Here is a 12939-nt window from a genome sequence, read left to right on the forward strand (position 1 = left end):
GGAATACCCAATGAATCAGGACGAACTGAAGAAGGCCGCGGCGCACGCGGCACTGGACTACGTCGAGGACGGCATGATCGTCGGCGTCGGCACGGGCTCGACGGTCAATCACTTCATCGACGGTCTGGCGGACATGCGCGGGCGCATCGCCGGTGCCGTGTCGAGTTCGGACGCGAGCGCCCGCCGGCTCGAGGGCTACGGCATTCCGCTGATCGACCTCAACGGCGTGACCGAGCTGCAACTCTACGTGGACGGGGCGGACGAGATCGACGGCGGCTTCGCGATGATCAAGGGCGGCGGCGGCGCGCTGACGCGCGAGAAGATCGTCGCCGCGGTTGCCGAACGTTTCGTGTGCATCTGCGACCAGTCGAAGCTCGTCAGTTGCCTGGGCGCCTTCCCGCTGCCCGTGGAGGTGATCCCGATGGCGCGCGCCTACGTCGAGCGTCGCCTCGCCCGCATCGGCGGACGCCCCGTGCTGCGCGAGGGCTTCGTGACCGACAACGGCAACCTGATCCTGGACGTGCACGGCCTGCGCATTCCGGAGCCGCAAGCCCTGGAAACGGAGATCAACCAGATCACCGGCGTCGTCACCAACGGCCTGTTTGCGCTGCGCGGCGCCGACCTGCTGCTGCTGGCCACGCCGACAGGCGTCGAGCGGCGCGTCGCCGCGAGCTCCTGAGCCGCAACCATCGGTGCAATATTTCCGTCACATTCGCCTGCTAGCCTCGCGCTCTCTCGGGACCGGAACATGAAAATGAGCAAGCACACCTACACGCAGTTTGACAACGAGCTGGAAGCCATCCGCAAGCGCCTGCTGGAAATGGGCGGCCTGGTGGCCCAGCAGCTGACGCGTGCGATCGAAGGGCTCGGGACGGGCAACCACGAACTGCTGGAACAGGTCATCGCGGATGACCGCAAGGTCAACGACGAGGAAGTCGCGCTCGACGATGCCTGCATCCACGTCATCGCGCGCCATGCCCCCGCCGCCGGGGACCTGCGCATGGTCATGACGATGATCCAGATGATCACCGACCTCGAGCGCATCGGCGACGAGGCCAAGAAGATCGCCAAGGCCGGCCGCCAGATCATCGACTCGGACGCCGCCTTCGTCCCCAAGGTGGAGCTGCGCCACGTGTCGTCGATGGTCGTCGAGATGCTGCAGGGCGCCCTCGATGCCTTCGCCCGCATGGACCCGACGGCGTCGCCCGACATCGTGCGGCGCGACAAGGAGGTCGATGCGATCTTCAAGGGGATCATGCGCCAGCTGATCACCTACATGATGGAAGATCCGCGCGTGATCACGCGCTCGCTGGACGTGCTGTTCATCGCCAAGTCGATCGAGCGTATCGGCGACCACACCAAGAACCTCTCCGAGTACGTCGTGTACATGGTCAAGGGCCGCGACGTGCGCCACGAGGGTGTCGAGGCGCTGGAGCGCGCTTCCGGCCCCAACTGACGGCCATCACGCCGCCCTGCGGCGGCGGGCGATGCAAAAAGGGATGGCCGCGGCCATCCCTTTTTCGTTCAGTCACGCCGCATTGCGCGGCGGACGCTCACTGCGCCGGCGGGACGTAGCCGCCGACCTGGTCGGCGCCGCCTTCGAAGAAATGCTTCTCCATCTGCTCCGACAGGTACTTGCGCGCACGCGCATCCATCAGGTTCAGGCGGTTTTCGTTGATCAGCATGGTCTGGTACTTGACCCACTGCTGCCAGGCTTCCTTCGAGACGTTGTCAAAGATGCGCTTTCCGAGCGCGCCGGGAACCGGGGGCAGGTCCAGCCCTTCCGCCTCGCGACCAAGCTTGATGCAATTGACCATACGGGCCATCGTTCAGTCCTCTCTTCTGCAATCGGGTTCATCGGGTTCATCGGGTTCGGTGGGCCTCATTCTAGCGGATTCGCCCGCGCAGCTCTCCGCCATGGTCCATTGATCGCGGCCGCCGCTCTTCGAGCGGTACAGGGCCTGATCGGCCGCCGCGATCAGCTGCTCGGCAGCGTGGGCGTGGCGCGGGTAGATCGCGATGCCGAGGCTCGCGGTGATGCCCACGGTGCGCCCGCCGAAATCGAAACGCAGCCCCTCGATCACTTCGATGATACGGCGCGCCAGCTCGCACAGTTCGCCCTCGCCCGCATCGGGCGCCACGACGCCGAATTCGTCGCCGCCCAGGCGGCAGAACATCTCGTTGCGGCGGATGACGTCGCCGACCTTTTCCGCCAGGGCGACCAGCACCTCGTCGCCGGCCTGATGGCCGAACTCGTCGTTGATCGGCTTGAAGCCGTCGAGATCGATCGCCACGAGCCCGACCTGGCTGCCGCGGCGCGAGGCTTCGGCGAGCTGCCGGTCGAGCTCCTCGTGGAAGCGCCGGCGGTTGTAGAGGCCGGTCAGCGGATCGTGCTCCGCCAGTTCGACCAGACGCTGCGCGGTGCGGCGCTGTTCGGTGACGTCCTCGTAGATCCACACCCGCCCGATGCCGCGGCGCCCCTGCACGGCCTCGACCAGCGCAGCGATGTCCGTGACGATGCGACCATCCTTGAAATTCACTTCGTGGGGTTCGCTGACGACATAGGTACGCAGCACCGCCTCGATGTGCTCGAAGTAGGCCTCGGGCTGTTCGATCAGCTCGGCGACGCGGCTCTGCAGCACCACGTCGCGCATGCCGATGAGGTTCTCGTCGGGCGGAAAACCCCAGATGTCGAGCATCGCACGGTTGTAATAGAGCACGCGGTGATCGCGGTCCATGAACAGGATGCCCAGGCGGATGACGTTGAGCAGCGCGGACAGGCGCTGGCGCTCGTCGTTCGAGCGCGCCAGGTAGCGCTCGCGCAGCGCCTGTGCCCGCCGCAGCTCGGTGACGGTTTCGAGGAGCTTGTATTCGGCCTCCTTGCGCGCCTGGATGTCCTCGGCCGACATCCGGAGGCCGGCCGGCTGCCCGCCTTCCCGGCCGAGCGGCCGCCAGTGGCACGCGACCCAGCAGATGTGGCCATCTTCGCGCAACAGGCGCATCTCGAAGTCCTCGCCCGGGCTTCCCTCGGCGACGCGCTGCGCCATACGCTGGCAATAGCGGCGGTCGGATTCGTGCACCAGCAGGGCGAGCGCATCGGGCGCCTCGAGGCACGCCGCGGGATTCCAGCCGGTCAGCCGTTCGATTGACGGACTGATCCAGGTCAGGCGCCCGCGCATGTCGAACAGGGCCTCGACGCCATGCACGCCTTCGGCGATTTCGCGCAGGCGGGACACGCCGACCGCAACCGCATCCAGCCGCTTCGCATGGTCGGTCGCCGGCTCGCCGGCCCTGGCGCCGGCGGAAAGATGGACGACGGCGTCCAGCGCGTCGAGCCGCGACACGATCGCCGCGTCGCCGCCCGTCTGCCGGCGAACCGCCGCATTGACGTATATAAGCGTGGCCGCGGCACCCAGCCCCCCTGCCGCGAAGAGCACGACGGCCAGCAGGCCCCAGTCACCCGCAACGCCGAAGTGCGCACCGGCGAGCGCGCCAAGTCCCGCCAGGAGGGCTCCCGCCGCGCCCGCGAATACCGGCGCAGCCCGCGAAGGGGCTTCCTTTGCGCTCACGAGGCCTCCGCACGCATGCCGCACGCACACCATCGGCCGGACCATGCGCGCGCGTCCGTCATAGCTTCTTCACGAACACTTTCGAGCGGCGCTGGTAGTTGTACAGCTCGCGCTTCTTCTGCGGCAGCGCCTCGGGACCGATCTCGCTGAAACCGCGCTCGCGGAACCAGTGCGCGGTGCGCGTCGTGAGCACGAACAGGCGCTCGAGGCGCTGCTTGCGCGCGCGCTCCTCGATGCGGCGCAGCAGCTGGTCGCCAAGCCCCGCGCGGCGGTACTCGGGCGTGACGGCAAGGCAGGCGAGTTCCGCGGCACGCTCGTCGGAAAACGGGTACAGCGCCGCACAGCCGACCAGCACGCCGTCGTGCTCGACGACCGAGAAGCGGTCGATCTCCTGCTCCAGCAGTTCGCGCCCGCGTCGCACCAGCGTACCATCCGCCTCCATCGGCGAAATCAGCGCAACCAGCGCGGCGACATCCTCGAAACTCGCGTCGCGCAGGCGGAACAGCGGATCGCGCGACACGACGGTGCCCACCCCGGCGTGGGTGAAGAACTCCAGCAGCAGGCCGCCGTCCTTGTCGTGGTCGATGAGATGCACGCGCGCCACGCCGCGGCGCACCGCGCGGATCGCGCACGGCAGGTAGAGGTCGAGATCCTCGGTGAGCCCTTCGCCGGCGTTGAACATGCGCTCGGCCTCGTCGGCGGTCACCGAATCGATCAGGCGCTGATCCGCATCCAGCAAGCCCGGGGCATCGCACAGGTAGATCAGCTTCTCCGCCTTCAGCGCGACGGCGACCGCCTCGGCGACCTCCTCCATGCTGAGGTTGAAGATCTCGCCCGCCGGCGACACGCCCATCGGCGAAATCAGCACGACGTTCTGCTGGTCGAGGTCGGCGTTGATCTCCTCGGCGATGATCTTGCGCACGGCGCCCGTGTATTGGTAGTCGACGCCGTCGACGACCCCGACCGGGCGGGCCGTGATGAAGTTGCCGCCCGTCACGCGCATGTAGCTGCCTGCCATCGGCGTATTCGGCAGCCCCTGCGACAGCAGCGCCTCGACTTCGAGCCGCGTCACCGCCATCGCAGCCTTCACGCATTCGAGCGCATCGCCGTCGGTGACACGCAGCCCGTTGTGATAGCGCGGCTCGAGTCCGCGGCGCGCGAGCTCGGCTTCGATCTGCGGCCGTGCGCCATGCACGAGCACGAGGCGGATGCCCAGCGCGGCCAGCAGGTTGCAATCGTAGGCAAGGCTCTGGGCGCGCGCGCCGGCGGCCACTTCCCCGCCGAAGGCGAGAACGAAGGTGCGCCCGCGAAAGGCATGGATGTAGGGCGCGGCCCCGCGCACCCAGGCGACGAACTGCTCCGTCGACGCCGCGATGTCGGATGCCGCGGGATTCGGATTGGGGTTGGAGCCGGGGTTGGAGTTGCCGCTCAAATCGTCACCATCAGGAAATCGGAAAACTCGCCGGGTGCCGCGCAGGGCACGCGTGCCCGGTCCATTCTAGCGGAATACAGGGCGCATCGCGGTGCGAGCTCCGCACGCGATCGGGGCATCGGCGGGCGGCCCCGATCGTCAGCGTCGCAGTGCGGACTCGAGCCGCTCGCACAGCGTGCGCAGCACCTTGATGCGGGCAAAGAGCTTGTTGTCCGCCTCGACCAGGGTCCACGGCGAGGTCTCGGTACTGGTACGGTCGACCATGTCGCACACGGCGTGGGCGTAGTCGTCCCAGCGTTCGCGATTGCGCCAGTCCTCGGCGGTGATCTTGAAGCGCTTGTGCGCCTCCGCCTCGCGCTCGCGGAATCGTTCCAGCTGCTCGTCCTTGCCGATCTGCAGCCAGAACTTGACCACCACCGCCCCGGCATCGGCCAGCTGGTCCTCGAAGTCGTTGATCTCCGAGTACGCGCGCATCCAGTCCGCCTCCGAACAGAAGCCCTCCACGCGCTCGACGAGGACGCGGCCGTACCACGAGCGATCGAAGATCGCGACCCTGCCCTGGCGCGGCAGATGCCGCCAGAAGCGCCACAGGTAAGGCTGGGCGCGCTCCTCTTCGGTCGGCGCGGCCACCGGCACGACGTTGTACTGGCGCGCGTCGAGCGCGGCGGTGACGCGGCGTATCGTGCCGCCCTTTCCTGCGGCATCCGCGCCCTCGAAGACGAGCACGAGCGAGCGGCCGCGGAAGGCCTCGTCGCGCGTGAGCAGCGCGAGCCGCCCCTGATAGCGCTCGAGGAGTTCCTGGTATTCCTTCTTGTCCAGTGGCTGCCGCAGCACGAGGCTGCCGAGCAGGTTGCGTGCGTCGGGCGCGGGCGGCAGCGGGGGCGCCGTCTGGCGCGCCACCCAGCGGCGCGCGCTGGCGTCGAGGCGCTTGCGCAACGCGTCGCGCAGCGCGCGCGCCACGAAGAGTTCGCGATAGCAGGGATCGGAGCCGTCCACGATCATCCACGGCGCCTCGCCGGTGCTGGTATGGCGCAGCGTGTGTTCGGCCACCTCGCGGTAGCGGTCGTAGCGCTCGTAGGAATGCCAGTCCTGATCGGTGACCCGCCAGCGCGTGCGCGGATCCTTTTCCAGCGCCTTGAGCCGCTTGCGCTGCCCGTCCTTCGACAGATGGAACCACAGTTTGAGCAGCAGCACTCCCTCGCGCACCAGCATCGCCTCGAAGCGGTTGATCTCGTCGAGGCGCTGGTCGAGGTCGGCCTTCTTCGAGACCTTCTCGACGCGCTCGCGCATCGGGTCGGTGTACCAGTTGCCGAACAGGATGCCGATGCGCCCGCGCGGCGGCAGCGCGCGCCAGAAACGCCACATGAATGGGCGCTCGGCCTCGTCCGTGGTCGCCGAATCGAAGGCCAGCGTCTGGATGTGGCGCGGATCCATCCATTCGTTGAGGAGATTCACGGTCTCGCCCTTGCCCGCACCGTCGATGCCGTTGATCAGCACGACAACGGCGAAGGATTTCGCTTCGAGGAGATCGAACTGCGCATCGAGCAGTTGCGCGCGCAGCTCCGGTTCGGCCGCGTCGTATTCATCCTTGTCGACCTTGTGACCCAGTTCAGCCGATTCGAACATCGCCCGGTCTCCTCAAAAATCGCCCCACACCGCCTGCAGCGCGGCGACCGCGGCAAGCCCCGCGGTCTCGGTGCGCAGCACGCGCGGCCCCAGCCCCATGCCGGAGCAGCCCGCGCTGCGACAGGCCGCGAGTTCGTCGTCGGACCAGCCCCCTTCCGGGCCGATCAGCAAGTGCACTTCCCCCGCCGGACGCCCGGCGTCGAGCAGACGCTGCGTGGCGGTCGGATCGAGGGTCAGGCGCACCCCCTCGCAGGGGCGGGCGAGGTAGTCGCGCAAACCGCAGATCGGCGCGACGACCGGTACGCGGTTGCGTCCGCTCTGCTCGCACGCCGACACCGCGACCTGCTGCCAGTGCTCGACACGCTTGGCCGCGCGCTCGCCGGCAAGCCGCAGCACGGAACGCTCCGCCTGCACCGGCACGACGGCGGCAACACCGAGCTCGACCGCCTTCTGCACGATCCAGTCCATCTTGTCGCCGCTCGCCAGCGCCTGCACCAGCACCAGCCGCAGCGGCGATTCGCGCTCGACCTCGCTCCGCTCGTGCAGTTCGGCGAAGCACAGCTTGCCGCGCAGACGCAGTACGGCCGGCATCTCGCCGCCCGTGCCGTCGAACAGGATGACAGGATCGCCGTCGCGCAGCCGCAGCACGCGCGCAGCATGATGGGCCAGCGCCTCGGGCAACTGGATCTCGCCGGCAGCCGGCAGCGGAAGGGGGTAAAAGAAGCGCGAAATCATCGTGGTGTATTATAAGGACACTGCATCCCCGCGAGACCTGCGCCCGGCACGGCCATGATTTCCAGTGTTCCCGACCGCCCTTCATGCGCCACCCCTGCGCCAGCCGACACGGCACGCAGGAATGCGCCGGCGCGTGCGCCCGCAAACATCACCCGGCGCATGACCGCGGGGCGCTGCTGATGCCCACCGCCAGCCAACGGCTCGCGCAGGCGCGGGCGCTCGAATCGCTGGTGCGCGACGTCGCCCGCGAGGTGATCCTGCCGCGCTACCTCAAGACCGCGCGCAACCGCAAGGCGGACGGCACGCTGTTCACCGAGGCCGATCTCGAATCGCAACGCCGCTTTTCCGAGGAACTGCCCAAGCTCGTACCCGGCGCCGTGCTCGGCGAAGAGATGAGCGCCGCGGAACAGGCACACCTGTGGAGCGACGGACGACGCGGCCTGTGGTGCATCGACCCCATCGACGGCACGACGAATTTCGCCAACGGCATTCCCTTCTTCGCCGTCTCGATCGCCTATCTGGTGAATCACGAACCGCGCTTCGGCGTCGTCTACAACCCCGTCACCGACGAATCCTTCTACGCCGCCAAAGGTGCCGGCGCCTTCCTGAACGGAGTCGAACTGCCGCTGCGCGCGGCGGCCGCACATCTGTCGGATGCGGTGGCGGGCATCGACTTCAAGCGCATCAGCCACCACCTGGGCGACGAGCTCGCGGTGCGGCCGCCGTATTTCTCGCAGCGCAATTTCGGCTCGAGCGCCCTCGAATGGTGCTTCGTCGCCGCCGGACGGCTGGACGTGTATGTGCATGGCGGGCAGATGCTGTGGGACTACGCGGCCGGCAAGCTGATCCTCGATGAGGCGGGCGGCATGGCGAGCGCGCTGGACGGGGGGACCCTGATCGCGGGACCGTCGATCAAGCGCGGCGTGATCGCGGCCGCCAACCCGGGGCTGTTCACGGACTGGCGCAACTGGGTAAGCGCCCACTCCTGACCGCCCGCTTCGAATCCCACGATCCCCGCCATGATCCCCCGTCGCCACGCTCCCGGAACCGAGTCATGACTTCGCCCCCTTCCGCGCCATCGGGCCTGCAGGAACGCCGCTCGCATCACCGCGTGCGCGACATCTTCATCGAGGCGTGCGAGCTGATCATGCCCTTCTTCGCGCGGGAGAACCGATGGGGCAACTCGACGCTCGACCACCTCGCCTACCGCGTGCTGCGCGACCATTACCCCGAACTCTCCTTCGAGGAAGTGCACGTGCTGGTCGTCGCCGCGCACCGCGTCCATTCCGCCCGCAGCAGGGGCTCCCGCCTCACCGACGCATGACAGCCGCGCAGCGCGCGCCCACGACCTCCCCGCAACGGCAACCACCATGTCGACCAAACATCCCATCATCGCCGTCACCGGCTCGTCGGGCGCCGGCACCACGACGGTCAAGCACACCTTCGAGGCGATCTTCCATCGCGAGAACGTGAATGCGGCCATCGTCGAGGGCGACAGCTTCCACCGCTACACGCGCGACGAAATGACGAAGCTGATCGAGGAAGCGGAACGGGCGGGTCTGCGGGGCATCAGTCATTTCGGCCCCGAGGCGAACCTCGTCGAGGAACTGGAAGCGCTGTTCCGCGCCTACGGCAAGTCCGCGACCGGGCGCCACCGCAGCTATATCCACGACGCCGAGCGCGCGGCGCGCACGGGCTTGCCGATGGGCAGCTTCGCGGAATGGGAGGATCTCCCCGTCGGGACCGACTGCCTGTTCTATGAAGGACTGCACGGCGCACTCGTGACCGACAAGGTCGACGTCGCCCGCCACGTCGATCTCCTGATCGGCGTCGCACCGACGATCAACCTCGAATGGATCCAGAAATTGCACCGCGATACGCGCGAGCGCGGCTACTCGCCCGAGGCGGTGCAGGACACGATCCTGCGACGGATGTACGACTACGTGCATTACATCGTCCCGCAATTTTCGCGCACGCACATCAACTTCCAGCGCGTGCCGGTGGTCGACACGTCCAACCCTTTCATCGCGCGCGAAGTGCCCACGCTCGACGAGTCGATGGTCGTGATCCGCTTCAAGGACCCGCGCGGCGTCGATTTTCCCTACCTGCTGCGCATGATCCACGACGCCTTCATGTCACGCGCGAACAGCATCGTGATCCCCGGCGGCAAGCTCGATCTGGCGATGCAACTCATCCTCACGCCGTTGATCTGGAAGCTGATGGAGCGCCGGCGCGAAGCGATCTGAAGCCCCGCGGGACGCGCGCCGGCACGATATTTGGCCTGAGCGCACAGGGGCTTGGCGCATTTTGCAGCGCAGCAGACGCTACACAAGCCCCCCTTTTATCGGCGATAATCCGGCCTTTTCCCAGCCGGCCCAACGGCCCGAGAGATCCATGCAGGCAGCCCGCAACGAGAACCCGCGCAACGTGCGGCCCCCGGTCTTCAACCCCGTCACCGGCGCAATCCGTGCCCTGGCGATGGATGCCGTACAGCAGGCCAACTCGGGCCACCCGGGTGCTCCGCTGGGCATGGCCGAGATCGCCGAAGTCCTGTGGCGCCGTCATCTGCGCCACAACCCGGCGAACCCGAAGTGGGCCGACCGCGACCGCTTCGTGCTGTCGAACGGCCACGGCTCGATGCTGGTCTACGCGCTGCTGCACCTGACCGGCTACGACCTGCCGATCGAGGAACTCAAGCGCTTCCGCCAGCTGCACAGCAAGACCCCGGGCCACCCCGAGTACGGCTACACCCCCGGCGTCGAGACCACCACCGGCCCGCTCGGCCAGGGCATCACCAACGCGGTCGGCATGGCGCTGGCCGAGAAGATGCTCGCCGCGGAATTCAACCGCCCCGGCCACGCCATCGTCGATCACCACACCTACGTGTTCCTCGGCGACGGCTGCCTGATGGAAGGCATCTCGCACGAAGCCTGTTCGCTCGCCGGCACGCTGGGCCTGGGCAAGCTGATCGCCTTCTACGACGACAACAACATCTCGATCGACGGCCACGTCGATGGCTGGTTCACCGACGAGACGCCGAAGCGCTTCGAAGCCTACGGCTGGCAGGTCATCGCCAACGTGCAGGGCCACGATGCGGCCGAAATCGATGCCGCAATCCGCGCCGCGCAGGCCAACACGACCCAGCCGACCCTGATCTGCTGCAAGACCGTGATCGGCGCGGGCGCCCCGAACAAGCAGGGCAGCCACGACGTGCACGGCGCGCCGCTGGGCGCCGCCGAAATCGCCGCGACGCGCGAGCACATCGGCTGGACGCATGCGCCGTTCGAAATCCCCGCGGACGTCTACGCGGCCTGGAACGCACGCGACCGGGGTGCGGCGCTGGAAGCCGGCTGGAACGAACGCTTCGCTGCCTACGCCAAGGCCTTCCCGCAGGAAGCCGCCGAGTTCACGCGCCGCATGCAGGGCGAACTGCCGGCCGACTGGCCGGCGCATGTCGACGCCGTCATCGCGAAGATCGTCGACAAGGCCGAGACCATCGCCACGCGCAAGGCGAGCCAGAACAGCATCGAGGCCTTCGCGCCCAAGCTGCCGGAACTCGTCGGCGGCTCGGCCGACCTCGCCGGCTCGAACCTCACGCTGTGGTCCGGCGCCAAGGGCGTCACCAAGGAAAGCGGCGGCAACTACATCTACTACGGCGTGCGCGAGTTCGGCATGGCCGCGATCGCCAACGGCATCTCGCTGCATGGCGGCCTGATCCCCTACACCGCCACCTTCCTGATGTTCAGCGAGTACGCGCGCAACGCCCTGCGCATGGCCGCGCTGATGAAGATCCGCCAGATCTTCGTGTTCACGCACGACTCGATCGGCCTCGGCGAGGACGGCCCGACGCACCAGCCGGTCGAGCAGACCGCGACGCTGCGCCTGATCCCTAACATGGACGTGTGGCGCCCCTGCGACACGACCGAATCGGCCATGGCCTGGGCCAGCGCGATCGAGCGCAAGGACGGCCCCTCGTCGCTGCTGTTCTCGCGCCAGAATCTGCCCTTCCAGGCCCGTTCGCCCGAGCAGATCGCGGCGATCCGCCGCGGCGGCTACGTGCTGTCGGACGCACCGGCCAACCTGAACGGCGGCAAGCCGCAGGCGGTGATCATCGCCACCGGCTCGGAAGTCGCCCTCGCGGTCGCGGCGCAGAAGTCGCTCGCCGACGCAGGCATCGCGGTGCGTGTCGTGTCGATGCCCTCGACCAACGTGTTCGACCGCCAGGACCGCAGCTACCAGGGTGAAGTCCTGCCCGCCGGCATGCCGCGCGTCGCCGTCGAAGCGGGCGTCACCGACGGCTGGCGCAAGTACGTCGGCCTCGAAGGCGCGGTGATCGGCATCGATCGCTTCGGCGAGTCCGCGCCCGCCGGCGAGCTGTTCAAGTATTTCGGAATCACTGCCGAAGCGGTCGCAGAAGCCGTGAAGCAGGTCGTGAAGTAAGCGTCGTCGCCGCGCTCCCGGCGCAGTCGGCGCCGGCAGTCCGCGGCGCCGGCTATCAGATTGTGCTGTTCGTATCATTGCTCCGGGAGAATCCTCGATGACCATCAAACTCGCCATCAACGGCTACGGCCGCATCGGTCGCTGCACGCTGCGCGCCCTGTACGAACTGGGTCTGCGCGACCAGTTCGAGATCGTTGCGATCAACGCCTCCGGCGATCTGGCGACCAACGCCCACCTGACGAAGTACGACACGACCCACGGTCGCTTCGCCTTCCCGGTCGAGACCGAGGGCGACAACGTGCTGATCGTCAATGGCGACCGCATTCCCTTCTTCTCGACCAAGGATCCGCTGGGCGTGAACTGGGGCGCTCTGGGTGTGGACGTGCTGCTCGAGTGCACCGGCGCCTACACCGCCAAGGCGAAGGCCGAAGTGCTCCTGAAGCAGGGCGCGAAGAAGGTGCTGATCTCCGCTCCCGGCGGCGATGACGTCGATGCGACCATCGTCTACGGCGTGAACCACGACGTGCTGACCTCGGCGATGACCGTCGTGTCGAATGCCTCGTGCACGACCAACTGCCTCGCGCCGGTCGCGAAGGTGCTGCAGGACAACATCGGCATCGAGAAGGGCCTGATGACGACGGTGCACGCCTACACCAACGACCAGGTGCTGGTCGACGTGCGCCACAAGGACCTGCGCCGCGCCCGCGCCGCCGCACAGAACATCATCCCGACCAAGACCGGTGCCGCGAAGGCCGTCGGCCTGGTGCTGCCCGCGCTGAAGGGCAAGTTCGACGGCTTCGCGCTGCGCGTGCCGGTGATGAACGTGTCGCTGGTCGACCTGACCTTCACCGCGAGCCGTGCGACCTCGAAGGAGGAGATCAACGCGCTGATGAAGGAAGCCTCCAAGGGCGCGCTGAAGGGCGTGCTGGCGGTCAACGAGGACCCGCTGGTGTCGATGGACTTCAACCACGACGCGCACTCCTCGATCTTCGATGCGACCCAGACGCGCGTGATGGAAGGCAACCTCGTGAAGGTGCTGGCCTGGTACGACAACGAGTGGGGCTACTCCTGCCGCATGCTCGACGCCGCCCGCGCGTTCCACAACGCCAAATAAGCGCGAAGTAAGCCCCTCGCAGC

At 67.7% G+C, this 12939-nt stretch carries 12 protein-coding genes; 7 read left to right on the top strand and 5 right to left on the bottom strand.

Features of this window, described 5'->3' with window-relative positions:
- Positions 1-10 precede the first annotated feature (10 nt).
- The gene (rpiA, locus tag BW991_RS07350) at positions 11-679 is read left to right on the top strand and encodes a ribose-5-phosphate isomerase RpiA (RefSeq protein ID WP_076601451.1); all 669 of its coding nucleotides are present in this window, start codon (positions 11-13) and stop codon (positions 677-679) included.
- A 75-nt stretch (positions 680-754) separates the two neighbouring features.
- Positions 755-1456 (top strand): phosphate signaling complex protein PhoU, encoded by a 702-nt coding sequence (gene phoU, locus BW991_RS07355; protein WP_076601452.1) that lies wholly within the window; start codon positions 755-757, stop codon positions 1454-1456.
- Between the two features lie 97 nt (positions 1457-1553).
- On the opposite strand, the gene BW991_RS07360 is transcribed toward phoU, so the two are convergent.
- The 5 genes from BW991_RS07360 to BW991_RS07380 all read right to left on the bottom strand — a co-directional run bounded on the left by BW991_RS07360 (position 1554) and on the right by BW991_RS07380 (position 7362).
- A complete protein-coding gene (locus BW991_RS07360; protein WP_076601453.1) occupies positions 1554-1826 on the bottom strand; it encodes an oxidative damage protection protein in 273 nt (90 codons plus the stop codon).
- 3 nt (positions 1827-1829) lie between these two features.
- On the bottom strand, positions 1830-3569 hold the full coding sequence (locus BW991_RS07365) for a sensor domain-containing diguanylate cyclase (protein WP_170879064.1): 1740 nt from the start codon (positions 3567-3569) through the stop codon (positions 1830-1832).
- A gap of 58 nt (positions 3570-3627) precedes the next feature.
- Positions 3628-4944, bottom strand: a complete 1317-nt coding sequence (argA, locus tag BW991_RS07370; RefSeq protein ID WP_076601680.1) for an amino-acid N-acetyltransferase — start codon at positions 4942-4944, stop codon at positions 3628-3630.
- 195 nt (positions 4945-5139) lie between these two features.
- Entirely contained in the window at positions 5140-6627 is a 1488-nt protein-coding gene (gene pap, locus BW991_RS07375) for a polyphosphate:AMP phosphotransferase (RefSeq protein WP_076601454.1), read from the bottom strand.
- 12 nt (positions 6628-6639) lie between these two features.
- Complete coding sequence (locus tag BW991_RS07380) at positions 6640-7362, bottom strand: 16S rRNA (uracil(1498)-N(3))-methyltransferase (protein WP_076601455.1); 723 nt, start codon at positions 7360-7362, stop codon at positions 6640-6642.
- A gap of 179 nt (positions 7363-7541) precedes the next feature.
- Between BW991_RS07380 and BW991_RS07385 the strand changes: the two genes are divergently transcribed.
- From BW991_RS07385 to gap, 5 genes are all read left to right on the top strand, one after another.
- The gene (locus tag BW991_RS07385; protein WP_076601681.1) at positions 7542-8351 is read left to right on the top strand and encodes an inositol monophosphatase family protein; all 810 of its coding nucleotides are present in this window, start codon (positions 7542-7544) and stop codon (positions 8349-8351) included.
- 65 nt (positions 8352-8416) lie between these two features.
- Positions 8417-8686, top strand: coding sequence for a hypothetical protein (locus BW991_RS07390; protein WP_076601456.1), 270 nt, complete (start codon positions 8417-8419; stop codon positions 8684-8686).
- 46 nt (positions 8687-8732) lie between these two features.
- The gene (locus tag BW991_RS07395) at positions 8733-9608 is read left to right on the top strand and encodes a phosphoribulokinase (protein WP_076601457.1); all 876 of its coding nucleotides are present in this window, start codon (positions 8733-8735) and stop codon (positions 9606-9608) included.
- 148 nt (positions 9609-9756) lie between these two features.
- The gene (gene tkt / locus BW991_RS07400) at positions 9757-11802 is read left to right on the top strand and encodes a transketolase (RefSeq protein ID WP_076601458.1); all 2046 of its coding nucleotides are present in this window, start codon (positions 9757-9759) and stop codon (positions 11800-11802) included.
- Positions 11803-11899: 97 nt separating this feature from the next.
- On the top strand, positions 11900-12916 hold the full coding sequence (gene gap, locus BW991_RS07405; RefSeq protein ID WP_076601459.1) for a type I glyceraldehyde-3-phosphate dehydrogenase: 1017 nt from the start codon (positions 11900-11902) through the stop codon (positions 12914-12916).
- Positions 12917-12939 lie beyond the last annotated feature (23 nt).

The sequence above is a fragment of the Aromatoleum tolulyticum genome, from assembly GCF_900156155.1.
In the GTDB taxonomy this organism is placed as follows: Bacteria; Pseudomonadota; Gammaproteobacteria; order Burkholderiales; family Rhodocyclaceae; genus Aromatoleum; species Aromatoleum tolulyticum.